Annotated in this window: 22 protein-coding genes; 8 read left to right on the forward strand and 14 right to left on the reverse strand. The window is 56.1% G+C overall.

What is annotated here, in order from left to right; all coding sequences use genetic code 11:
* Window positions 1-8: 8 nt before the first annotated feature.
* The 4 genes from msrB to QLQ17_RS00130 form a co-directional block, all read right to left on the reverse strand.
* Complete coding sequence (gene msrB, locus QLQ17_RS00115) at window positions 9-1,175, reverse strand: peptide-methionine (R)-S-oxide reductase MsrB (RefSeq protein WP_283207510.1); 1,167 nt, start codon at window positions 1,173-1,175, stop codon at window positions 9-11.
* Between the two features lie 132 nt (window positions 1,176-1,307).
* Window positions 1,308-2,792, reverse strand: a complete 1,485-nt coding sequence (locus tag QLQ17_RS00120) for a sensor histidine kinase (RefSeq protein ID WP_283207511.1) — start codon at window positions 2,790-2,792, stop codon at window positions 1,308-1,310.
* A gap of 3 nt (window positions 2,793-2,795) precedes the next feature.
* Window positions 2,796-3,497: a winged helix-turn-helix domain-containing protein gene (locus tag QLQ17_RS00125; RefSeq protein WP_283207512.1), complete on the reverse strand. Its 702-nt coding sequence runs from the start codon at window positions 3,495-3,497 to the stop codon at window positions 2,796-2,798.
* A gap of 9 nt (window positions 3,498-3,506) precedes the next feature.
* On the reverse strand, window positions 3,507-3,806 hold the full coding sequence (locus QLQ17_RS00130; protein ID WP_283207513.1) for a hypothetical protein: 300 nt from the start codon (window positions 3,804-3,806) through the stop codon (window positions 3,507-3,509).
* 235 nt (window positions 3,807-4,041) lie between these two features.
* On the opposite strand from QLQ17_RS00130, the gene QLQ17_RS00135 reads away from it, so the two are divergent.
* The gene (locus QLQ17_RS00135) at window positions 4,042-5,208 is read left to right on the forward strand and encodes an acyl-CoA dehydrogenase (RefSeq protein ID WP_283207514.1); all 1,167 of its coding nucleotides are present in this window, start codon (window positions 4,042-4,044) and stop codon (window positions 5,206-5,208) included.
* An 87-nt stretch (window positions 5,209-5,295) separates the two neighbouring features.
* On the forward strand, window positions 5,296-5,871 hold the full coding sequence (locus tag QLQ17_RS00140) for a hypothetical protein (RefSeq protein WP_283207515.1): 576 nt from the start codon (window positions 5,296-5,298) through the stop codon (window positions 5,869-5,871).
* Window positions 5,872-5,884: 13 nt separating this feature from the next.
* Here the strand turns inward: QLQ17_RS00140 and QLQ17_RS00145 are convergent, their stop codons facing one another.
* Window positions 5,885-6,757 carry a carboxylate/amino acid/amine transporter gene (locus QLQ17_RS00145; RefSeq protein WP_283209016.1) on the reverse strand — a complete coding sequence of 291 codons (873 nt, stop codon included), beginning with the start codon at window positions 6,755-6,757 and terminating at the stop codon, window positions 5,885-5,887.
* A 160-nt stretch (window positions 6,758-6,917) separates the two neighbouring features.
* On the opposite strand from QLQ17_RS00145, the gene QLQ17_RS00150 reads away from it, so the two are divergent.
* Window positions 6,918-8,312 (forward strand): MATE family efflux transporter, encoded by a 1,395-nt coding sequence (locus tag QLQ17_RS00150; RefSeq protein WP_283207516.1) that lies wholly within the window; start codon window positions 6,918-6,920, stop codon window positions 8,310-8,312.
* A gap of 7 nt (window positions 8,313-8,319) precedes the next feature.
* Here QLQ17_RS00150 and QLQ17_RS00155 read toward each other — a convergent pair whose 3' ends face one another.
* Window positions 8,320-9,330: a GGDEF domain-containing protein gene (locus QLQ17_RS00155; RefSeq protein WP_283207517.1), complete on the reverse strand. Its 1,011-nt coding sequence runs from the start codon at window positions 9,328-9,330 to the stop codon at window positions 8,320-8,322.
* Window positions 9,331-9,520: 190 nt separating this feature from the next.
* Here QLQ17_RS00155 and QLQ17_RS00160 point away from each other — a divergent pair, with 190 nt between their 5' ends.
* On the forward strand, window positions 9,521-10,642 hold the full coding sequence (locus QLQ17_RS00160) for an HD-GYP domain-containing protein (RefSeq protein ID WP_283207518.1): 1,122 nt from the start codon (window positions 9,521-9,523) through the stop codon (window positions 10,640-10,642).
* Here QLQ17_RS00160 and fghA read toward each other — a convergent pair.
* From fghA to QLQ17_RS00175, 3 genes are all read right to left on the reverse strand, one after another.
* Window positions 10,639-11,490: an S-formylglutathione hydrolase gene (gene fghA / locus QLQ17_RS00165; RefSeq protein ID WP_283207519.1), complete on the reverse strand. Its 852-nt coding sequence runs from the start codon at window positions 11,488-11,490 to the stop codon at window positions 10,639-10,641. The genes QLQ17_RS00160 and fghA overlap by 4 nt on opposite strands.
* Before the next feature lie 50 nt (window positions 11,491-11,540).
* Window positions 11,541-11,960, reverse strand: coding sequence for a CBS domain-containing protein (locus QLQ17_RS00170; RefSeq protein ID WP_283207520.1), 420 nt, complete (start codon window positions 11,958-11,960; stop codon window positions 11,541-11,543).
* Window positions 11,961-12,039: 79 nt separating this feature from the next.
* Window positions 12,040-12,954, reverse strand: coding sequence for an alpha/beta fold hydrolase (locus tag QLQ17_RS00175; protein ID WP_283207521.1), 915 nt, complete (start codon window positions 12,952-12,954; stop codon window positions 12,040-12,042).
* Window positions 12,955-13,199: 245 nt separating this feature from the next.
* On the opposite strand from QLQ17_RS00175, the gene QLQ17_RS00180 reads away from it, so the two are divergent.
* Window positions 13,200-13,853: a peroxiredoxin gene (locus tag QLQ17_RS00180; RefSeq protein ID WP_283207522.1), complete on the forward strand. Its 654-nt coding sequence runs from the start codon at window positions 13,200-13,202 to the stop codon at window positions 13,851-13,853.
* Window positions 13,854-13,914: 61 nt separating this feature from the next.
* Here the strand turns inward: QLQ17_RS00180 and QLQ17_RS00185 are convergent, their stop codons facing one another.
* The 3 genes from QLQ17_RS00185 to QLQ17_RS00195 are packed head-to-tail and all read right to left on the reverse strand — an operon-like array spanning window position 13,915 to window position 16,434.
* Window positions 13,915-14,697 carry a MetQ/NlpA family ABC transporter substrate-binding protein gene (locus QLQ17_RS00185; protein ID WP_283207523.1) on the reverse strand — a complete coding sequence of 261 codons (783 nt, stop codon included), beginning with the start codon at window positions 14,695-14,697 and terminating at the stop codon, window positions 13,915-13,917.
* Window positions 14,698-14,749: 52 nt separating this feature from the next.
* Window positions 14,750-15,427: a methionine ABC transporter permease gene (locus QLQ17_RS00190; RefSeq protein ID WP_283207524.1), complete on the reverse strand. Its 678-nt coding sequence runs from the start codon at window positions 15,425-15,427 to the stop codon at window positions 14,750-14,752.
* Window positions 15,427-16,434 carry a methionine ABC transporter ATP-binding protein gene (locus tag QLQ17_RS00195; protein WP_283207525.1) on the reverse strand — a complete coding sequence of 336 codons (1,008 nt, stop codon included), beginning with the start codon at window positions 16,432-16,434 and terminating at the stop codon, window positions 15,427-15,429. Before QLQ17_RS00195 ends, QLQ17_RS00190 begins: the two co-directional genes overlap by 1 nt.
* A 237-nt stretch (window positions 16,435-16,671) precedes the next feature.
* Between QLQ17_RS00195 and QLQ17_RS00200 the strand changes: the two genes are divergently transcribed.
* Window positions 16,672-18,060: an HDOD domain-containing protein gene (locus QLQ17_RS00200; protein ID WP_283207526.1), complete on the forward strand. Its 1,389-nt coding sequence runs from the start codon at window positions 16,672-16,674 to the stop codon at window positions 18,058-18,060.
* Window positions 18,061-18,161: 101 nt separating this feature from the next.
* Here QLQ17_RS00200 and QLQ17_RS00205 read toward each other — a convergent pair whose 3' ends face one another.
* Together QLQ17_RS00205 and QLQ17_RS00210 are read right to left on the reverse strand one after the other, a co-directional pair.
* Entirely contained in the window at window positions 18,162-18,806 is a 645-nt protein-coding gene (locus QLQ17_RS00205; RefSeq protein WP_283207527.1) for a hypothetical protein, read from the reverse strand.
* 135 nt (window positions 18,807-18,941) lie between these two features.
* Window positions 18,942-20,429, reverse strand: coding sequence for an amidase (locus QLQ17_RS00210; protein ID WP_283207528.1), 1,488 nt, complete (start codon window positions 20,427-20,429; stop codon window positions 18,942-18,944).
* Between QLQ17_RS00210 and QLQ17_RS00215 the strand changes: the two genes are divergently transcribed.
* The gene (locus QLQ17_RS00215; RefSeq protein WP_283207529.1) at window positions 20,428-21,540 is read left to right on the forward strand and encodes a hypothetical protein; all 1,113 of its coding nucleotides are present in this window, start codon (window positions 20,428-20,430) and stop codon (window positions 21,538-21,540) included. The genes QLQ17_RS00210 and QLQ17_RS00215 overlap by 2 nt on opposite strands.
* A gap of 102 nt (window positions 21,541-21,642) precedes the next feature.
* On the forward strand, window positions 21,643-22,332 hold the full coding sequence (locus tag QLQ17_RS00220; protein WP_283207530.1) for a PEP-CTERM sorting domain-containing protein: 690 nt from the start codon (window positions 21,643-21,645) through the stop codon (window positions 22,330-22,332).
* Window positions 22,333-22,406 lie beyond the last annotated feature (74 nt).

Raw genomic sequence — 22,406 nt, forward strand, 5'->3', positions numbered from 1 at the left:
TGAGTGACCTAGCTGTCGCCTTTCACTTCGTCGATGTAATCGCCATAACCGCGCGCTTCCATTTCTTCCAGAGGAATAAACGATAAGGCAGCGGAGTTCATGCAGTAGCGCAACCCGGTGGGCGCGGGCCCGTCGTTGAACACGTGGCCGAGGTGTGAATCCGCGTAGCGGCTGCGAATCTCTGTGCGGGTCATGAAGAAGGAGTTATCTTCTTTTTCCACTACCATGTCCGGATCAATTGGCTTGGTAAAACTCGGCCAGCCAGTGCCCGATTTATACTTGTCAGCCGACGAGAACAAGGGCTCACCAGACACAACGTCCACGTAAAGGCCGGCGCGCTTGTTGTCGTAGTACTCGTTATTGAACGCCGGCTCGGTGCCGTCTTTCTGAGTGACGTAATACTGTTCTTCCGTCAAACGCTCTTTCAGAACCTTATCAGACGGCTTGGTGAACGTATCGGGATCAAAACCGTTCGATCTGCCGCCAGCAGATGACGTTTTCTGGAAACCTTCGGGGCGGTACTGGGAATAATCTACCTTCTGATCCTCGCCCCAGACGTCCTCAATAAACTGGTAGCGGCCAGAGTTGAAGGTGTACACCTTATAGCGCACCGGATTCTTCTTGTAATAATCCTGGTGGTATTTCTCTGCAGGGTAGAACGTCTCGAATGGCACGATTTCGATGGTCACCGGGTCATCGTAGCGGCCAGAGGCTTCGAGTTCAGCGACGGACTGCTCTGCCAATCGCTTCTCTTGCTGATTGTGATAGAAGATGGCCGGGCGATACTGCTTGCCACGGTCGACATACTGACCGTTGGAATCCGTTGGGTTTGCGGTACGCCACAGGGTCTGCAGAAGCCCTTCATAGGTAATTTTGGTCGGATCGTAATAGACCTGAACGGCCTCGGTGTGGCCGGTCTGGCCACTGGCTACCTGTTTGTAGCTGGGGTCTTTCTCCTCGCCGCCGGCATAGCCAGACACGGCTTCGACCACGCCCGGTGCTTTCTGTTCGTAGGCCTCTTCCACACACCAGAAGCATCCACCCGCAAAGGTTGCAACCGCCAGGTCGGGGTTGTCTGGGGCGAATTCTGTGTCTGCCTCGTTCTGGGCACCGACGTTGAACCCGGCCAGCCCGATCGCAGCGGCCACCGATGCCAATATCAAATAGCGTTTCATAACCAAACCTCTTTCGTTGTAAACCTGTGAACAGCCTTAGCGGCACTGATAAACAGTTTGAACCTGAACTGTCACATTGGTTTCTTCTAATAGTTACGATTCTATAACGCCATTGGGTTCAATCCGGCTGCATTAACTATTATCGCTGGAGTACACGGGCAGTCGAATTGAGAAACAGGCACCGCCTTCCGTCCGGTTTTCAGCCTGGATCTCACCGCCCTGCAGGCTCATGATACGCCGGGCGATGGCCAGCCCCAGCCCAGCGTGGCCGTGCTCTCCGTCGCTGCTGGCCCGGTAGAAGGGGTCAAAAATGTGCGGCAGATCCTGCTCTGGAATTCCGGGCCCACTGTCGAGAACACTCACCTGCGGCTGGCCGTCAGCTTCGCCGAGCATCACAATGATCTGACCGCCTTCCGGCGTGTAATCAATGGCATTGCCAATCAGGTTATCCAGCACCCGTTCGGTCATGGCCAGATCCCCATACGCCGGGGGAAGTCTGGGGTTTCCTGTAACCGCCAAGGACACCGACCGTTTGTCAGCCTTCGAGCTATGTTTGTGGACTACGTCGTGAACCAGTTCAGCCAAGGGGAAAGGCTCCAGTACCGGCTGTTTTTCTCTCGCTTCCAGGGCGGCCAATTCAAACAGTTCATCTACCAGGCGGCCAAGACGCTGGCCTTCCTTCAGCGCAATGTTCAGAAAGCGATCCTGTTCTTCCGGTTCCAGGCGATCACGACGCAGCTTCAGGGTTTCGATATAGCCTTGCATGGAAGCAAGAGGCGTTCGCAGATCGTGAGACACCTGCGCGACCAGTTGCCGCCGCTGGGCATCTTTTTCTTTGAGTTGCTCGATCTGCGACGCAATCCGCCGGGCCATATCGTCAAAGGTGACCCCCAGATAATCGATTTCATCCTTCACTACGGGCCGCTGGCTACGCCAGGTCTCCGATGGATGCTGGCTCATGTCACCGGTTTCAAAGTCTTCCACCAGACGGGTCAGCGCGGTCAGGCGTCCGGTCAACAAGCGGAAGATCACCAGGCCCGCAATCATCACCACCACCAGGCTTACCAGCAATGCCCAGGCGCTCAGAGCCAGCAACTGACCACCCCGGGCCATGGTTTCAGCCGCATCGTATTCTTCACCTCGCAAAACAACGTATAAATAGCCCTTTGGGTTTTCAGCCGACGGCACGGGAGTGGCGGAAAACACCTTCTGGCGCTCGTGACTGCGGGGGTCGTCACCCAGAATCGGGTATTCGTCCATGTCCGCCAGTAACTTGTGGATGGGCTCGATGGAGACCCGATTACGTTTGATTTTTGCCGGGTCGGCGGAATAGGACTGGATCGTACCGTCCAGGTCCAGCAGATATATCTCGATGCTGGGATTGATGGTCATGTAGAGGGCGAACAGCTCTTTCAGCGCGCTCTTGTCCAGCTCGCCTCCGCTGACCAGGTTGCGATCCGCCACCAGGTTGCTCGCCAGATTACGGTGAATCTCCTGATTGACAGAGGCGTTGTACTGCTGGAGGGAATAGGAAGAGATAAAGCCGTACAAAAGGCCAACCAGCAATAAAAGCAGAAACAGGCCAAGGGCCAGGCGGGTGTAGAGAGTTTTCAGCATGACCTATTCCCGGAAGCGATAACCCACACCCCACACCGTTTCGATAAATTCCGGCTGGGAAGGGTCGGTTTCGATCTTGCCTCGTAGCCGATTGATGTGGGTGTTCACCGTGTGCTCGTAGCCTTCGTGATTGTAGCCCCAGACCTTGTCCAGCAACTGGCTACGACTGAATACCCGTCCGGGCTGGCTGGCGAAATGCCACAGCAGATCAAATTCACGAGCGGTCAGTTCTACTTCCCGATCGTGGACAAAGACCCGTCGCCGGGCAGGGTCCATTTTCAGGCCTGCCACCACCAGTTCGCTGTCTTCCGCCGGCGCGTCTTTTGCCCCAGCCATGGCGTCCACCCGACGAAACAGGGCCTTCACCCGTGCGGACAGTTCGGCCACGCTGAAAGGCTTGGTCAGATAGTCGTCTGCGCCCATTTCCAGACCCAGAACGCGGTCGAGCTCGGTGCTCTTGGCTGTCAGCATCAGCACGGGCACATAACCGGTGCCCGAACGGATTTCACGACACACCGACAACCCGTCCAGCCCCGGCAGCATCAGATCCAGAATCACCAGATCAATGCCGCCTTCCCGAAAGCGGGCCAGGCCGGTGTCACCCCGGTCGCACAGCACGGGCGTCATACCAAGATCCGCCACGTGCATGCGCACCAGGTCCCCGATGCCAGGGTTGTCTTCAATAATGAGTACGGTTCGAGTCATGGCCGCCGCTTAATTGCCCATGGCATCGTCTTTCATCATGCTGTCCTCTTCCATGCTGCCAAGCATGTTGTTCTTCATCATGCCATCGTCTTCCATGGCGCCGTGCATCTTGTCTTTCATTATGTCGTCGTCTTTCATACCGTGGCCCATGTCGTTAGACATGTCATCTTTTTTCATGTTCGGTTCAGCCATGGTCGAGTCCATACCGTCGTTCATCATACCTTCGTCTTTGGCCATCTCATCAGCGTGGGCAAAGCCAGACATCAGGCCAAGCATGCATACCGCGGTGATTGTCTTGAGGTTCATCATCCTGTTCTCCATTCGTTCGTCTGAAAGTTCGATATTTCGGCCCACCGATTCAGCGGGCTCAGGAGAAATGATGAACCGTCACACTCACAGCGATGTCACGGCCACCTAAAAAGTCTATACCGCAAACATCACGATTCCATCACGGCGGCCCAAATAGCAGAAGTGGATTTCTACGGTTAGACTGGCTGCCAAAGCTATTTCCAATGCCGAAAACCGCCACAAACGAGAGACCGCCATGAACAAAACTTCCTGGGATGACCTGCTGGATTTCGACGGCCAGCTTGCCGAAGACGAGCGTCAGGTTCGGGACAGCATCCGGGCGTTCTGTGACAAGCGGCTGATGCCGGGCATCATCCAGGCCAACCGCACCGAAACCTTTGACCGACAGATTTTCAACGACATGGGCGACTTGGGCATGCTGGGCTCTACTATTCCCGAAGCCTACGGTGGACCAGGGCTCAGCCACGTTTGCTATGGCCTGATTGCCCGCGAAGTAGAGCGCGTGGATTCGGCGTATCGATCTGCACTCAGCGTGCAGTCGTCGCTTGTGATGCACCCCATCCACGCGTTTGCGCAAGAATCGCTGAAACAGCGGTTGCTGCCCAGGCTGGCTTCGGGAGAGCTGGTGGGCAGCTTCGGCCTGACCGAACCCAACCACGGTTCGGACCCCGGAAGCATGGAAACCCGTGCGGTCGCCACCGAAGGGGGCTTTCGCCTGAGCGGATCCAAAACCTGGATTACCAACGCTCCCATTGCCGATGTGTTTGTGGTTTGGGCAAAACTGGAAGGCACCGTGACCGGGTTCGTACTTGAACGAGGCATGGAAGGGCTGGATACGCCAAAGATCGAGGGGAAATTTTCACTGCGCGCCTCCGAGACCGGCTCCATTTTTATGGACGACGTCTTCGTGCCGAACGAGAACAAACTGGACATCGAAGGCCTGAAGGGCCCTTTCAGTTGCCTCAATAAGGCCCGTTATGGCATCTGCTGGGGCTCGCTCGGCGCCGCTGAATTCTGCTGGCACGCGGCGCGCCAGTATACCCTGGACCGGAAACAGTTCGGCAAGCCGCTGGCGGCCAACCAGCTGATCCAGAAAAAACTGGTGGATATGCAAACCGAGATCACCCTGGCTTTGCAAAGCACGCTGCAGCTGGGCCGGATGATGGATTCGGGCACGGCCTCACCAGAGGCCGTGTCGCTGCTGAAACGCAACAACTGCGGCAAGGCCCTGGATATCGCCCGCGTTGCTCGCGACCTCCACGGAGGTAACGGCATTTCCGACGAATACCACGTCATCCGCCACGTGATGAACCTGGAATCGGTGAATACCTACGAGGGCACACACGATATTCATGCCCTGATCCTCGGGCGGGGCCAGACCGGGCTGCAGGCGTTCAGCTAAGCCGGTTGCCTCGAATCCGTCCCGGAGCTACCTTTAAGTGACGCCCGATCAAGGAACCGGGCATTTCATATCAAAAGGAGATCCACCATGAATCGCACCTACCCTGTCCGCTTTATTGTTTTTTGCTTGCTCCTTCTGGCGCCGCTGGCAGCGCGTGCTGAGCCTCTGACCGACGACACCATCCGCTCATTCATCGATTCCATGAAAACCTTTCAATCCATGGAAGGAGAGTTCGAGGGGCTAACGGAAGAGCTCGAGAGCCAGAACAACGATATGCAAATGCCCGACATGTCCCGAATTTTCTCGACGTCAGTGGAGCAAATGAAAGGCCACGAAGCCCATCGTCGCATGGAAGATGTCGTGCAGGAGCATGGCTTTGACAGCACGGACTCCTGGGCCAGAGCTGGCGATCGGATCTTCCACGCCTGGACGTCCATTGAAATGGGCAGGCACTCCGGAATGATGGGCGAGGAAATGTCCCAGGCGATGGATCAGATCAATAACAACCCGAACATGAGCGAGGCGCAGAAAGAGCAGATGCGCAAAATGATGGGCGGCGCCATGTCAGCCATGGAACAGGCCTCTAACGCGCCGGAAGCGGACAAACAGGCCATTCGGCCTTATATGCATGAACTACGCGCGGTGACAAAAGCCGATCAATAGTTCAACGCCGGTTTCATCCCCGGGCCACCATCCGCGCCCGGGGATGAAACCGGGCGTTCAGCCATAAAGAAAAGCCAATAACGCCACCCCCAATGGCCAGCCTTATCAGATCGGCGTCGCGATTCCATATCAGCAGGTTCACTAACAGCCCGGCGGGCACCAGAGCGTTGTTCATGATCGCCAGAGTGCCGGCATCCACATAGCAAGCCCCCCGGTTCCAGAGAAAGAGCCCGACACCGGAAGCTGCAAGACCCAGCCAGCCGAGTACGCCCCACTGCACCGTTGTTGTCGGCAATTTGTCGGCATCGCCAAAAATCAGGAACGAGGGCAAGGCGATGATCAGCGCACCAAAGAAGAAATAGCCAAACGTGCGGTACGCCGGCAATTCCGAGCGAAAATGCATCATGGTGTGTTTGTAACCCACCTGACCTGCTGCAAAGGTAAAGTTGGCCACCTGAAGCAGAAGAAAACCGGTGACGAAGCTCTGGCTGAGCCCATCGTAACGGATGATACCCGCGCCAAGGGTCGCAACCGCCGCTGCAACCAGAGCAACGGGCGAAAAACGGCGATAAAGCGCGTCGTCAATCAAGGTGACGTACAGCGGAGTGAAAATCGTGAATAACAACACTTCCGGAACCGTCAAATAGCTGAAGGAACGGTACAGGCACAGGTAGGTGATGCCGAACTGCAGCATGCCGGTCACCAGCACACCGAGCTTCATGCCACCGGGTACGCCACGCCAGCGGGTAAAAGGCAGGAACACCAGGGCCCCCAGTACAACCCGGGTCAGGACCGCAAAATCGCTGTCGACCTGACCGGCAAGGAATTCGCCAATCAGGCTGAAAGAGAACGCCCACAAGACGGTGACAAAAACCAGAAGACCCACGTTCATTACCCCCGAAATCTGCAAGCCGGGCACTTTACCCCTTAGCACGACGGCCTGTACACCGTGCCGAGGAAACACTTATGCCAATCACTGGCGCGTATGAGGTACCATCCCGCGTTTCCATTGTTTTCCATTTTCCGCTGGCCTGGTTCCAACTGCTATGGATGAAACCCATCAGCCATTACCCGAAGTCCGACAGCCGCTGATTCCGCGCACACTTACGGAATGGCGAACTCTGGCGATCCTGGGTGGGCCAATTCTGATTGCCCAGGTGGCACAAATGGCTAACGGCGTCATTGATACCGTGATGGCGGGCCATGCCAGCGCAGAAGATCTGGCCGCGGTCGGCATCGGCAGTAGCCTGTGGATGCCGGTATTTCTGTTCTTCATGGGCCTTCTGGGCGCACTGCAACCCATCATCTCCGGGCACAACGGTGCCAGAACCTTCGACCGTATCATGCCTGCCACCTGGCAAGGCCTGTATATCGCAGCGGGCGGGTCAGTGATCATGATCCTGTTGCTGACCAACGTTTTTCCGGTACTCAATCTGCTGAGGCTGGAAATCAATACCGCCCGCATCGCCCAGGGGTATCTGGACGCCTTTGCCTGGGGCATCCCCTTCATGCTGGTGATGATGTCTCTGCGAGGCCTGACCGATGGCCTGGGACATACCCGGGTGATCATGGCGTTTTCAGTGTTGGGCACCCTGGTCAACCTGCCGCTGAACTACATCTTCATCTACGGTAAATTCGGCGTGCCGGCCATGGGTGGCGTCGGTTGTGGCTGGGCCACCTCCATTTCAAACGTGGTGGCGGTATCTGCACTGGTTCTGTACCTGAATCGCAGTGAGGTATACCGCCATTTCCATCTGTTGGCCGATTGGGTCAAACCCGACCGACAGGGCATCATGGAAGTCCTCAAGCTGGGCATTCCCATTGGCTTTACCATCTTCGTCGAAGCCAGCCTGTTTTCGGTCATCGCCCTGTTTCTCGCTCCCCTGGGGCCAGTTGTGGTTGCGGGCCATCAGATCGCTCTGAACGTGGTGTCTTTGCTGTTTATGCTGCCACTGAGCATTGGCATGGCGCTGACGCTACGGGTCAGCTTTCTTCTGGGCGCACGAACACCGGGCACGGCCAGGCTCATTGCATTGAGTTCACTGATACTGGCTGTCGCGGTCGCCTTCGTGTTCGCTCTGGGGCTTTTCCTGTTTTCAGAGCAAATCGCCGCCCTCTACACCAGCGACCCTCAGGTGCAGGAAGTGACGATCCGGTTGCTGGTGTTTGCAGCGATCTTCCAGATTGCCGACGTCATCCAGGTGACCTGCATCAGTGCGCTGAGGGGCTACAAGGACACCCGCATTCCCATGTTCATCATGCTGTTTTCGTTCTGGGGTGTAGGCCTGACCCTGGGCTGGGTACTTACCTTTACAGACTGGCTGGTGCCGACCATGGGCGCGGCCGGTTTCTGGGTAGGGCTGACGTGCGGGCTGACTTCCGCCAGTGTGTTACTTGGTATTCGGCTCTTCCTGTTCAGGCCCGGGCAGGATCAGGCCTGAAGCAGAATCATACAGCAGATTGCACGTTGGCGACTTCGGGCAGGTCCTCTGAATAGACAACCCTGTCACGTCCGGTTTCCTTGGCACGGTACAAAGCTCCATCTGCCCGGCCGAACCAGTCTTCCGGACTTTCATCTGGCTTCAGCACTGCCACCCCGAACGAAGCCGTGACCGGGCCGCCTGGATGCCTCAGAAAACGGCGAATGATCTCCTGAAGATTGTGCATAACCGCCCGCAATCCGACTTGCTCCACGCCCGGCATCAAAAGCACGAATTCCTCACCACCAAAGCGAAACAACTGATCCGACCGACGCACGTTCTTCTGCAACAGGTTAACAAGTTCTTTCAGCACCTCATCGCCAACGCTGTGCCCGTATTCATCGTTCACTTGCTTGAAGAAATCAATATCCAGCAGAACCAGGCCCTGGGAAATGCCGTTACGTGCCGCCATTGAGGTTGCGATCGCCAGCTCTTCATCCATGGAACGGCGATTTTTGACGCCCGTAAGCGGATCCACTGTCGCCAGGTGTTCGAGACGTTCACGTTGGTCTTCATTACGGTGGGCAAAGGCAAAGGCACAGGCACTGACAACAAAAGCGGTGGTGGCAAACGACCACATCTGAACGGAAGAACTGAATGCAACGCCATGAACCATCAGTGCCACAACGGCGGCCACATTGATAAAAATGGCATAGCGCGCTTCGGTCAGAAAGAAACTGGTCACCAGTACCGGGTATAACCAGAACAAACCGGGCTCGCCAACCACTGCGCCCACGGCAACGGCACCACTGGCGGCAACAATGGCCATGAAAAAACCACTGCGCGCCGTGTCGCCGGTGACCCAGGCGTATGTCATGGCGGACAGGATGGCCAGCATAATGGTCAGATCGACCAGCCCGGCTATCGCATTGCCTTGCGCAAAACGCATAATGGCGAACGGCGTGATGCCCAGCAAAGCGCTTATGCCAAGCAAGGTAATAACCGATAATCTGAGATCTGTCTTCAGACGGTAGAGCATGAAATATCCGGGAAATGAACGCGCAGGCTACTACACTGGATCACAGTGCTTGAATAGACAACTATTATATGCGAACGGTTGCACCTTTTGGGTGCGCCGCTTCAAGATTTCACAATATATTGAAAGATGACAGATATATTTTAGAGGTTAGAATTGAAATACACGAGAATAATAAGAAGGACCTCGTAACTTGGCTAATCTCGTCAAAATTGCGCCCGGTGCGCTGGACATCGGAAAACCATTGCCATGGACTGTCTTTGATGCTGACGGTAACGTCCTGTTGCGTCAGGGCTATGTAATTCAGAACGAGACTCAACTGGAACAGCTTTTTGAACGTGGGCTATTCCACCCGCGAAAGATGGAACGCCGGCCGGAGGAAGCGGTCGAGGACACGCGCGTTCGTAACCCTTTTGCCGAATACCCTGTTCTGCTTCAGACGCTGGAATCGGCCCTGAACGCGGTGACCAGTCAGGACCCGAATGCGAAGAAACGCTTGCTGGGCCTGGCACGAATGATTGACCAGATGTGCACGGATTCACCGGAAGCCAGCCTTGCGCTGGTGCAGCTGTATTCCATCGAGCCAACCATATACGAACAGATCATTTTTTACGCCATTCTGTGTCAGTTCACCGCAAAGCGTTTTGGCCTGGACGAAAAGCGCACGGCCGTCCTGATTAGCGCTGCCCTTACAGCCAACCTGGCCCTGGTACCCGTTGCGGACAAACTGAACGCCTCCAATCGCGTTCTCACAAACGATCAAAGAGCCGTCATCCGCAAACACCCGCAGCGCAGTATTGCCGCACTCAAAGAAGCAGGGATCGACAACGCACTGTTGTTGAAGATCATTGATCAACACCACGAACAGGCCGATGGCTCCGGCTACCCCCATGGGCTCAGCGGCACCGATATCCGGGGCGAAGCGGAAATACTGGCGTTGTCAGAGCGCTACATTGCCATGATCACGCGCCGGGCCTATCGAAAGCGGATGACCGTCATAGAGGCGAACAAGATGGTTGCCAGCCTGGCGGATGGCGCATTCAGGCCGGCGATTCCTAAAGCCTTGTTGAAGGTGCTTACTGAATACCCACCAGGCACTCTGGTTCGGCTTCAGAACGAGGAAATTGCGGTGGTCTTTGCGCGGCCGAAGCGGGCGAAGGGTCCTTTTGCGAAGGCCATCATCGGCCCCAGAGGCAACCGTTACAACGGCACCTTCGAGCGCGATTGCAGCCAACCGGATTACAATATTGTGGGGGTCGAGATGCCCGAAATCATGCCGTCAATGGATTTCGGGCAAATCTGGGGCTTCCACTAGCCCGGCATCAGGCCAAGTGCTCTGGCGTGATGATCCAGGTGCTCGTCGATGAATGATGCAATGAAAAAATAGCTGTGGTCGTAGCCACGGTGCATCCGCAAATCGATGTGGTGATGTACTTTTTCACAGGCGTCCAACAGCGCATCCGGGTTTAACTGCTCATCCAGGAAATTATCCGCTGTACCCTGGTCCACCAGCAGGGGGAGACGTTCCCGGGCCGTCGGAATCAGCAGCGTTGCATCCCATTCTTCCCAGGTACTGGTATCGTCGCCCAGATACCCTTTAAAGGCTTTCTGTCCCCAGGGACAGGCCGTTGGATGCGCAATGGGCGCAAAGGCCGACACGGATTGGTATCGCCCCGGATTCTTCAGCGCTGCAATCAGCGCACCATGACCACCCATTGAGTGACCGCTGATGGATCTCTGCTCGGTGATCGGCAGATTGGATTCCACCACCTGCGGGATTTCCTTCACCACATAATCGTACATCCGGTAATGGGGCGCCCATGGCTGCTGCGTGGCGTTGATGTAAAAGCCAGCCCCACTGCCAAAATCGTAACTCTCGTCTTCCCCGGGAAGATTCACGCCCCGCGGGCTGGTGTCCGGGCACACAATGGCCAACCCCAGTTGGGCCGCCCGTCTCATGGCGCCCGCCTTCTGCATGAAATTCTGATCAGTGCAGGTCAGCCCTGACAGCCAGTACAACACCGGCACCTTCCGGGATTCGGCGCCGAGGGCGGCCGGGGGGAGAAACACGGCAAACTCCATTTCACAGTCCAGCGCCGCCGAGCGGTGCCGATACCGCCGATGCTCGCCGTTGAAACAGACATTTGTCGAAAGCAGTTCCATGCCAACCTCTTTGTTTTCATACGCGGTGTCTATTGAGAGCGCAGCGGCCGTCAGGCGGTCTTGGGCACCTCGATGCCGCAACCAATCTTGGCCAATTCCCGAAGAATGGATGTGCGCGTCACGATACCAATCAAGCGGCCATGATCGGTCACCGGATACACTTTCGGTTTGCCCGCGCCCAGGTTCTGCGCCAGATCCACTACAGACATTTCCGGTGAAATGGTCATGGGGTTGTGAAACATTACATCGTCGACTTTCGGATCGCCTTCCCGGTGGTAATTGCTCACCAGCAGAGCGTGAATGCAATCCTGTTCAGAAATGAAACCAATCACCTTGCGATGGTCATCGACGACCGGCAAACCGCTGACATGGTTATGCAGCAGGGTTTTAACCACTTTGGTCAGCGGCGTCCCACAACGAATAGGTTCAATGTGGTTCGACATTACATCCGAAGCTTTGAGCGATTCCATGATCACACTCCCTAATCAATTAAATTCCGGTTCACGACACTCTAAACATAGGCAATCCCGGCGAAACTTGAAACGTCAATCAGCGTGCACGGCCCATGGTTTCAAAGCCGATTTCCGCAAACCTAGGCAGCAGAGGCTGTGGCAGGTCATGCCCCATCCCTTCGATGAGTTCAACGCGGGCGTGAGGCATCAGATAGCCAAGCTGCTCTGCCGCCGCCGGGCGTACCAGAGGATCCGCCTTACCGTGAATCACGGCGACAGGCTGACGAATCCGCCGGGTCGCGGAGGATAGACTACCAGTCGCCAGAATGGCCCGGGTCTGGCGAAGTATGCCAGCAGGGTGATAACTGCGCCGGTAATTAACAGTGATACGCTCTCGGAGCTCGTCGTCACGTGACGGGAAATCCGGGCTCTGAATCAGCTTCCAGAAGTCCATGGAGCGCGCCACCACGGTATCTTCGTCGTTTCCTCGGGAACCAATCCCGGCCAGACGAACAATCAGCGAAGGCTTGGGTATAGGCAGGCGGGGGCTGTTCGTCGATGTCATGATCAACGTGGCCGAGCGCACTCTCTCCGGCCAGTTGGCAGCCACCAGCTGGGTAATCATCCCACCCATCGACACGCCTACCAGGTGGCAACTGTTCAATTGCATGGCGTCCATGATGCCGCACACATCGGCGGCCATATCCTGGAGCGTGTAAGGCGCGGGCACGTTGAGCCCCATCCGAGCCCTTGCCATCACCGCCATGGGATGCCCTTTCAGTCGGTCTTTCAGATGAGACGACAGGCCAATATCCCGGTTATCGAACCGGATTACGCGGTAGCCTTCACTGACGTACTGCTCCAACAGCGCTTCCGGCCACAAGGTCATCTGGGCTCCCAGCCCCATGACGAAAAGCACCGGCTCACCCTCGGGATTGCCCCGGGTTTCCACGCAAAACTGCAAGTCACCAACATCAACGTGGAAGGCTTGTGGGGTCGATGTCTGGGTCATGGACGTTTACTCCTGAAAACTCTCATCGTCAGATTAACCTACCGATGAAATATGTACACCACGGACCATGGGTCTACACTCTTGGCTGCAACAGTTGGTTTCAGCAAGTATTGAAGCAGTCGCTGGCGCCCTTGGTTTTTCGATCATCCGTCACCATATCACTTCGTATAGGAAGCACACACCGGCACAGTATGTTTGTCGGTTTTTAGCCAATTTGGTTTGGTTTCAGTAGAGGAGGAAACGTTATGGGTTTACATCTTGGAGATACCGCACCGGATTTCGAGCAGGAATCCAGTGAGGGTACCATTCGCTTTCACGAGTGGCTCGGCGACAGCTGGGGCATTCTGTTTTCTCACCCGGCCGACTTTACGCCGGTATGCACCACCGAGCTGGGGCTGACTGCCAAGCTGAAAGACGAGTTTGCCAAGCGCAATGTGAAAGCGATCGCGCTGAGCGTGGATGCCGTTGATTCCCACAAGCAGTGGATCAGCGACATCAACGAAACTCAGGGCTGCACCGTGAACTTCCCGATCATCGCGGATGAGGATCGCAAAGTCTCAACGCTGTACGACATGATTCCGCCGGCGGCGGAGAACAGCCTGACGGTTCGTTCGCTGTTCGTGATCGATCCGAACAAGAAAATCCGCCTGATGATTACCTATCCGGCCAGCACCGGCCGTAACTTCAATGAAGTGCTGCGCGCCGTTGATTCCTTGCAAATGACCGATGAACACAAGGTAGCCACACCCGGTAACTGGGAAAAAGGCGAAGACGTCGTGATCGTGCCGTCCCTTCAGGACGAGGACGAAATCAAACAGCGCTTCCCGAAAGGCTACAACGCGGTGCGTCCGTACCTGCGGATGACGCCAGATCCGACTGTGAACTGGAGCGGCGAATAAATCGTCCAGCCATAAAAAAACCGGGCCTCGGCCCGGTTTTTTTGTTCTTACATTATCTGCATTAAAACGCCGGGACCACGGCACCTTCATACTGATTCATAATGAAGGTCTTCACCGATTCGGAGTTCAACGCTTCAGCCAGCTTTTGCATCGCCTCGCTGTCCTTGTTGTCCGGGCGCGCGACCAGAATGTTCACGTACGGTGAATCAGACCCCTCAATCACCAACGCGTCTTCTGTCGGATTGAGGCCGGCTTCAAGCGCGTAGTTGGTGTTGATAAGGGCGATATCCACCTGGTTCAGAATCCGTGGCAACGTCGCCGCTTCCAGCTCCTTGAAATCCAGATTTTTCGGATTGTCGGCAATGTCACGCGGTGTCGCCGTAATCTTGCTGCTGTCTTCGAGGGTAATCACACCGTGCTTTTGCAACAGCAGCAGGGCCCGGCCGCCATTGGTAGGGTCGTTAGGGATGGCCACTACCGAGCCTTCTTCCAGGTCATCCAGTGAATCGATGCGATTGGAATAGGCGCCAAAAGGCTCCACATGGACGCCTGTCACGGTCACCAGGTCAGTGCCGCGGCCGTCATTGAATTCATCCAGGTAAGGCTGATGCTGGAAGAAGTTGGCATCCATCCGTTCCTGATCCACCTGAATGTTCGGCTGGATGTAATCGGTGAAGACTTTGACCTCAAGTTCAATGCCGTCTTCCGCCAGCATTGGCTTTACGTGCTCCAGAATCTCCGCGTGGGGCACCGGCGTCGCCGCCACAGACAACTCTTCTGCGGACGCGGCCACTGACACCGTGGTTGCGACAGCCAGGGCTGCCAACGTCTTCTTCACATTCATGGATATTCTCCTGTCAGAGTGTCTTGGAAATGAGCGTTTTTCGCGCCAAACGTTATTTTCGGCTGAAATAAAGCACCAGACGGTCGCCGACCATCTGCAGCACTTGAACAAAAATCACGAGAAGCGCCACGGTAATGACCATGACGTCGGTCTGGAATCGTTGATAACCGAAGCGAATGGCCAGGTCACCGAGGCCACCGCCGCCAATGACGCCGGACATCGCGGCATAGGACACCAGGGTGATAGCAGTCACCGTAATACCGGCGATCAGGCCGGGTAACGCTTCAGGAAGCAGGGCGCCGAAGACAATCTGCCGTACATTTGCGCCCATGGCCTGCGTGGCCTCGATGATACCGCGGTCCACCTCCCGCAATGAGGTTTCCACCAGACGCGCAAAGAAGGGAGCCCCGCCGGCGACCAGCGGCGGTATCGCCCCGGCCACGCCCAGCGAGGTACCGATCAGCATCACGGTAAACGGAATCATCACGATCAAAAGGATGATAAACGGCACAGAACGCAGCACGTTCACTACAAATGACAACACTGCGTAGGCAATCGGCTGTTCCAGTAACTGGCGCTTGCCAAACAGGAACAGCAACACGCCAATGGGCAAACCGATCAGTACACTGAACAACAAAGACAACCCGACCATCACCAGCGTATCCCAGCTGGCCAGGCCGATTTCGGTCCAATCCACGTTACTCAACAGGCCTTCCATCAAAGCATCCATCAGCGCAGTACCTCCACGTGAACATCGGCGGCTTTCAGGGCGTTCATGGCCACATTCAGATCACCGCCCACCAGTGAAAGAGTAAGCTGGCCGTATGGCGTGTCTTTGATGTGATCAATTCGGCCCGACAGGATGCTGAAATCCACTCCGGATTCCCGCGCAACACTTCCCAGCAGCGGCGTGTAGGTGGATTCACCTTTGAACGTCAGACGCAGGATGCGGCCGGGCGCGTGCGCCAGATCTCGTTGCATATCCTCATGATCAATATGCTCGCTCTCGAACACAAAATCCCGGGTGGTTGGGTGCTCCGGATGAAGAAACACATCGCTGACCTTTCCCATTTCCACGACCTCACCGGCGTCCATGACGGCCACCCGGTCACACACGCGCCGCACCACGTCCATTTCATGGGTGATCAGTACGATGGTCAGCCCGAGTTCTTTATTGATATCCGCCAGCAGCCGTAGAACCGACTGTGTTGTTTGTGGGTCGAGCGCACTGGTCGCTTCATCGCACAATAATATCGTGGGTCGACAGGCCAGGGCGCGGGCAATACCGACCCGCTGCTTCTGACCACCGGATAGCTGGGACGGATACTTATTGGCCTGATCACTCAGGCTGACCCTCTGCAGCAACTCTTCCACCCGGGCCTGTATCTCCTGTTTGGAATAGATGCCCGCCAGCTTCATGGGGAACGCAATGTTGTCAGCGACGGTTTTTGAGGACAGCAGATTGAAGTGCTGGAAGATCATGCCCACCTTGCGACGGAAGGCCCTTAGCTCTGCCTGGCTGTAGCGAGTGATGTTTTCATTATCAATCAGGATGCGACCTGCGGAGGGCGGTTCCAGCAGGTTAATCAGACGAACCAGCGTGGATTTGCCGGCACCAGAATGGCCCACAATGCCGAAGATCTCTCCGGTTTCAATGGTCATGCTGGTCGGGCGTAATGCGGGAACCGCCTGGCCATTCACCTGATAGGACTTTTCAACCTGGTCAAAAACAATCACGGGTCAAACCTGCCAACGTGTCGGAAGTGCGTGGAAAAAACCGGCGATTATAGACCACTCACTGTCTGAACCCGAGCTTATGGCCTTGGTAAATGCCCGTACACGGCAAGCATTCCACACCCGTTTGCCTGTTGGACTAGACTCAATTAACGGTCATCATCTACTACTATCTATTCCATCTGACAAAGCAGGACGGACCAGACGTTGAGCGACAATAGCAGCAGTGCAGCACCACGAATGACTTCTACCAGCGCCTGGGTTTCCTATCTCAGTAAAGTGGAGCTGCCGGTACTGGCCAACACCTTACGGCGGATCAACGAACTGACGGACAACAGCAACAGCACCGTTAATGAGCTGGCCAACGTGATCCTCAATGATGCCCAGCTCACGTCGCAGGTTTTGCGGTTGTCCAATACGGTTTTTTACAACCAGACCCGAACCCAGGTCAGCACAGTCAGCCGTGCCATCACTCTGATTGGTTTCGATGCGGTCAAATCCATGGCGATCTCGTCACTGATTGTTGATTCGCTGCTCAAACGCAATGATCGCCCACACCTGCTCCACTGTCTGGCCCGGGCGATTCATGCCGCGGTTCAGGCCCGCTGCCTGTTGCCAAAACGAAACGAACAGGCGCTGGAGGAAGTGTTCATAGGGGCTCTCCTCATGAATATCGGTGAGCTGGCTTTCTGGTCCTGCGACACCGAGCAGGCGAGCGAGCTGGAGCAGGAATTGCGGCTGGAGACACCCGCCATCGAGGCTCAGAAATCGATCATTCACTCGACCTTTACGGACATTACCCGTGGCCTTGTGGACGCGTGGGCGCTGGGCCCATTCATCAAGGATGTTGTAGCGCCCGGAAAAGCAAATTCGAAAGCGTCTAGCCTGGTGCGCCATTCCGTTGAAATGGCAAAGCTGTCTGAACATGGTTGGCGAGGCGCAGACATGGATGCCGTTCTGGAGCAGCTGGGTGATGACATCGGCGAACCGCCAGCCACCGTGCGCGACCATGTTAAAGTGAATGCCGGCGAAGCAGCCCGGGTGGCCGTATCACTAGGCATACCCCAGGTCACCGCATTGATGCCGGGAAGCAACAGCGACGAGGGGGCGACGGCAACTCACGCTCCGGAAGTCGACCCCAATCTGCAGCTGCAGATTCTCAGAGACCTGACTCACAGCCTGACAGACAAACCCGACATCAATGAGGTATGTCAGCTGGTCATTGAAGGCATACACCGAGCTGTGGGCATGCAGCGTGTTGCCTTGCTGATGACCGACAAATCGGGCCACACGCTGATTCCAAGAAAGCTGGGTGGCAAGGGAACAGAAAACTGGAAAGACAGTTTTCGAATCAGCAAGGACGGAACGGGAAAGCTGGGTGCTTTGCTGCCCCATGCCAGCTGTTACATCTACCAGCCCAAACGCAAGAGTGAACCGGTGGAATACGACCGTTGGCTGGGGCAAGTGCCGGCGCTGGTCGGCCCCCTTAAGGCAAAAGGCCGCCTGGTTGGCCTGTTTTATGCGGACAACGCGGCGGCGGACTACGTACCCTCGGATCAGCAGCTCACCGCGTTTTCACATTTCGTCCAGAACGCTCAGCTCTGCCTGACCATGCTATCCGGCCAATAGGCCAGATTTTGGGGCAGGTAACCATTGGCGCGTTCAGCCTCTATCGAGTAGCTGAACGCGCCATGACAACTTAGGGAGGCCAAGGGCCCGCTAGCCGTGCCTTAATGCAGAGCCCGCATCTGTCGCGGATACAGCGCCGCGCTGACTTCGGGTTCTTCAAGCATATCCGCCAGTTCCCGATCCACGTCGGTTTCCTGCCCTTCATCGGGTAAAGGCTCGAACAGGGTATTCAGCCACGACGTGACTGATGGTGCTTCGTCACGGCCATACTCGGTAGACAGGGCTTTGATCCTGCGAAAACCGATGATCCGTTGATGCTTCGGATCGCGGATCTGTTCAAAACCGCGCCAGTAGATACGGTCACGGGTGTGAAGCTGTACAAACAAGGTATCAATGGGTTCGCTCGGATCTTCCCCACGGCCCGGGTCAATGTCCTGCTCGGATTCTTCCGCTTTCAGCGCTTCGTCTTCAACGCCTTCCTCGGTTTCCTCAGCGGGTTTCTTGTTGCGGATCGTGGTCCATGCCGGATACAGCACGGCCACGGCGTCGGCTTCTACGTGCTCACGGGCCGCGCGGAGGATCAAACCCCAGCGGGCCTTGTCGGCATCGCTTTCAAGAGAGTTAATGGGCAAGTCGTAGCTTTGTTCGCTGGACAGTACGATCGCCATCATCGGGGCGTCGAGCTCCCCCATGGCTTCGGCCTGCGCTACAGACACCAGTTCGTCGATTGCCATCGGTTGGTTCATAATTCACTCGCCTCCTCGATGCCATCAGGGTCGTACAGGAAGAAGGGTCTCCCTGACTCACAGCATAGACTGTTCCTGCCATAAAGATAAACGTGAAACTTTCACGGGCGGATCACAACACCTGATCAAACGTTGTCACATCAGGGCGTCCAGCCGCTCATACTGGCCAAACCAGGGGCTGGCTTCTTCCAGCTGCGCCGCCAGTTGCAGCAGTTTCCCCTCATCACCATGGGGCGCACCAAACTGAACGCCAACAGGTAGCCCCTCGGTACTCCAGTTCAATGGTACGGACATAGCCGGCGTGCCTGTCAGGTTTGCTAATTGAGTAAATGGGGTTCTTGACAGACTTTCCAAGGCCATCTGATCCACCTGGCCGCTTCGATGCACAATTTTTCCGGCATTCAGGCGCAGCATCAGTTTGGCCGCAATCTGCAAATGAGCCGGTGTGTCCAGCTCGCCGATCTTTGCGGGCATCTGGCCAACAGTGGGGCACAGGTACATATCGTAGGTTTCGAAATAGGCGCCCAACGCCCGGGCAAAGTCATTCCATTGCTGTCGGCGGCGCACGTATTCGGGCAGCGGCAGGGTCTGACCCAGCATGCCGATCAGGCGGGTATCCAGCTCGAAATCTTCGTCTTTAGCACCGAGTTCCTTTTTGGCGTAATCCATCAGGGTGGACACTTCGCCAAAGTACAGACCCAGATAGCAGCGTGCCAGCGCCATCCCTTCAAACTCCGGCCGAGCGTACTCCACGGTGTGGCCCAGGCTTTCGAGCATACGCGCCGCGTCCTCGACCGCGTCCACACATTCTGCGGCAACCTCCGTATCGTAGGGAGAAGAGGTAAATACACCGATTCGTAAAGGCTTTGGCGACTGCTGCATCAGATCACTGAAGGGAGCGGGCGGCTGCTGGATCACAAACGGATCGCCAGGTGCTGGCCCGGACAGAACATCCAGCATGGCAGCGCTGTCCCGCACCGTGCGAGTGACGACGTGGTCCATCGAGGCGCCGGTCCAGGCTTCCCCGGCAAAGGGGCCGGAAGAGATCCGCCCGCGCGAGGGTTTGAGCCCGAACAAGCCATTGTAGGCAGCGGGAATGCGGATCGAGCCGCCACCGTCGTTGGCACCGGCCATCGGCACGATGCCCGCAGCAACCGCGGCGGCAGAGCCGCCGCTTGAGCCGCCGGGCGTTCGGTCAGTGTTCCATGGATTACGGGTTGCACCCCACAGCTTCGATTCAGTGACGCCTTTCAGCCCGAATTCCGGAGTGGTGGTTCGGCCCAGAAACACCAGCCCACCTTCACGGGCGCGCCGCACAAATTCAGAATCCTGGCTGGCAATGTTATTTTTCAGCCCTCTACTTCCGTAGGTGCAAGGGTGGCCCTGTTGCTGCTGCATCAGATCTTTAAGCAGCATTGGCACCCCACAAAAGGTACCATCGGAGGGAAAGGGCTGCTCAAGCGCGTCCGAAAATTGGGGGTAGCAGATGGCATTCAGCCGGTCGTTCACCGTGGCCGCCCGCTCAATGGCGGCGTCACAGACTTCACGCGCGGTGACTTCTTTACGCCGTATCAGGTCCGCAAGGGCAACGGCGTCGAATCGAAGGTATTCGGATTGCTTCATGTGGCGTTCCGTTTTTTATTGTGTTGTCAGAATCGTGGCGTTGGCAGGCATTATTGCACCGATTGCCCACGCCAGCGAACCGCCAGAACCGGAAAAAGACTGGGTAGAGGTGGTTCGCAATTCACCCTACTGGGTTAGCCAGGGTGTTTACCAGAACATCACCACCATCCGACGCTGGGTGCTGAAAGAGCGTGGATTTTGCTCAGTTGCTGACCGCCACATCCTCTTTGACCGGCGCGGCCAGTTTCTGGGCTATATCGACGACGCCGCGACCCGACAGGCCACCCAGATCCGACTGAACGAAACCAGAGCGGCGCTGGCTGAAAAAGGCAAGGTGGACAGCTGGGTGCCGGGCAGCCTGAGCGACACTGGCTATCCGTTTGCATTGTCATGCCTTCAGCCGCACGTCGACCTGTCTGCGGCTGTAGACCGTTACCTGGGGCGGTCCGAATCCGACCTATTGTGGGGGACCTGGGACGACCTGATCTTTGCCTCTCAGGCAGAGCCGCGCTCCCTGCATCAGGCCATGATGTATGTCTACCAGACTCGCCTTGACCAGCAGAGGCTCGACTTGCCCGCTACATTGCCCCGTTATCTTGGTGGCCAGGTGTTGATTGAGAGCAGCGGGCAGGCCAACGCCCATTCCCGAGCCGATGCCAAAGGCATATTGCAATTGTCACCCTCCGCGCTGAACGACTGCCAGATCAAGCCAGTCAACCACTGGCATCGTCTTGCGCAGGTCGACTGCGCGCTCAAGCTGATGCAACAGAATGCCCGCAACCTCGAACCCACCTTCGAGGAACGTTTCGGCCACCTGCCCGACATGAAACGGGACCAGTTATTCACACTGTTGCTGGTACAGGCCTACCACGGTGGCGTGGGACGTGTTTTGTCGCTGCTCACCGATGAACAACTCTCGAAGCCAGCCATCTATTTCGCACGCGAACATGAGGAGTACAGCGCCGGCGACATTCTGTTCGGCATGATCTTCCACAACCTTGGGCGTGATCGCCTGGGGCTGGCATCGCTTTACTATGTTGCCGATGTGGAGTTGGCTACCGAAGCCCTATGCGCCACCGTAGATCTAAGGCAAGAACACTTCTGCCCCTAGAATTCAGTAAAAGCATCGACGAAATGTGACTAGCGGCCCGCTTTTCTAATCCCATCATTGCTAGCCTTTGGGTTCACTCTATTCCCCAATCAAGGAAGAAATATGAAAAAAAGGATTCTTTCAGCGGCGCTGTCTGGTGTCCTACTCAGTTCCAGCGCAAATGCCCTTTTGCTCGAAGGCAACTTTTCGGCAACAGCAACTAGCCCTCTGTCCCAGGTCCAGGAAATCACGGGTAATATCTTTATCGATTATGAACCAGCCCGAGTTAGCAATGGCGGCAGCGGTGTCTACTACAACAATACCAACAACATCAGTTGGATCGACATAACGATTAACGAACTGTCACTCCCCCTGATGGATAACACTCAAGCACCGCTGCAAACCGATCGGATGGTTATGGTCGATTCAGACTCTTCAGTGGGAGATAGGCTTGAATTCATAGATAAAGCCAGTGATACCACTGCGATCAACACAGCGGAACTTCGTCGAATCGAACTGAGCTTTCAGATTCCAGACTTCGATTTCCTGGCAGGCGAGGACATTTACCAGCCTTTCGGGCTTGACTGGACTTCCCCAACAGCGGCAGCAGGCACGAAACTGAAGATCTTTCACAGGACTCAACTGGGCGATTCATTTGGGAATGCCACGTACTCTCTGACTGCTCTTAGGTTTGGCGCTAGCAACTCACTGCCTATTTCCACAGTTTCAGAACCGAGTTCTCTTCTACTTCTGGGGATGGGACTTGGTATCGTGGGCCTCAGAAGACGGACAAAACCCAGCAGGGTAATGTGATCTTTGAATTCCTGTTCTGGCGGAAAGTTGCTACTTTGATTGATCAAGCTTGATGTAAACACTGGACCAAACCG

The organism is Marinobacter sp. CHS3-4 (genome assembly GCF_030053415.1).
In the GTDB taxonomy this organism is placed as follows: Bacteria; Pseudomonadota; Gammaproteobacteria; order Pseudomonadales; family Oleiphilaceae; genus Marinobacter.

Coding starts and splice junctions, on each gene's coding strand:
- QLQ17_RS00175 (WP_283207521.1), bottom strand. CDS start 12,954: ATGACCCAGACATCGACCCCACAAGCCTTCCACGTTGATGTTGGTGAC.
- QLQ17_RS00140 (WP_283207515.1), top strand. CDS start 5,296: ATGAATCGCACCTACCCTGTCCGCTTTATTGTTTTTTGCTTGCTCCTT.
- QLQ17_RS00135 (WP_283207514.1), top strand. CDS start 4,042: ATGAACAAAACTTCCTGGGATGACCTGCTGGATTTCGACGGCCAGCTT.
- QLQ17_RS00130 (WP_283207513.1), bottom strand. CDS start 3,806: ATGATGAACCTCAAGACAATCACCGCGGTATGCATGCTTGGCCTGATG.
- msrB (WP_283207510.1), bottom strand. CDS start 1,175: ATGAAACGCTATTTGATATTGGCATCGGTGGCCGCTGCGATCGGGCTG.
- QLQ17_RS00215 (WP_283207529.1), top strand. CDS start 20,428: ATGTGGCGTTCCGTTTTTTATTGTGTTGTCAGAATCGTGGCGTTGGCA.
- QLQ17_RS00185 (WP_283207523.1), bottom strand. CDS start 14,697: ATGAATGTGAAGAAGACGTTGGCAGCCCTGGCTGTCGCAACCACGGTG.
- QLQ17_RS00190 (WP_283207524.1), bottom strand. CDS start 15,427: ATGGATGCTTTGATGGAAGGCCTGTTGAGTAACGTGGATTGGACCGAA.
- QLQ17_RS00120 (WP_283207511.1), bottom strand. CDS start 2,792: ATGCTGAAAACTCTCTACACCCGCCTGGCCCTTGGCCTGTTTCTGCTT.
- QLQ17_RS00180 (WP_283207522.1), top strand. CDS start 13,200: ATGGGTTTACATCTTGGAGATACCGCACCGGATTTCGAGCAGGAATCC.
- QLQ17_RS00220 (WP_283207530.1), top strand. CDS start 21,643: ATGAAAAAAAGGATTCTTTCAGCGGCGCTGTCTGGTGTCCTACTCAGT.
- QLQ17_RS00210 (WP_283207528.1), bottom strand. CDS start 20,429: ATGAAGCAATCCGAATACCTTCGATTCGACGCCGTTGCCCTTGCGGAC.
- QLQ17_RS00150 (WP_283207516.1), top strand. CDS start 6,918: ATGGATGAAACCCATCAGCCATTACCCGAAGTCCGACAGCCGCTGATT.
- QLQ17_RS00155 (WP_283207517.1), bottom strand. CDS start 9,330: ATGCTCTACCGTCTGAAGACAGATCTCAGATTATCGGTTATTACCTTG.
- QLQ17_RS00200 (WP_283207526.1), top strand. CDS start 16,672: ATGACTTCTACCAGCGCCTGGGTTTCCTATCTCAGTAAAGTGGAGCTG.
- QLQ17_RS00170 (WP_283207520.1), bottom strand. CDS start 11,960: ATGGAATCGCTCAAAGCTTCGGATGTAATGTCGAACCACATTGAACCT.
- QLQ17_RS00205 (WP_283207527.1), bottom strand. CDS start 18,806: ATGAACCAACCGATGGCAATCGACGAACTGGTGTCTGTAGCGCAGGCC.
- fghA (WP_283207519.1), bottom strand. CDS start 11,490: ATGGAACTGCTTTCGACAAATGTCTGTTTCAACGGCGAGCATCGGCGG.
- QLQ17_RS00125 (WP_283207512.1), bottom strand. CDS start 3,497: ATGACTCGAACCGTACTCATTATTGAAGACAACCCTGGCATCGGGGAC.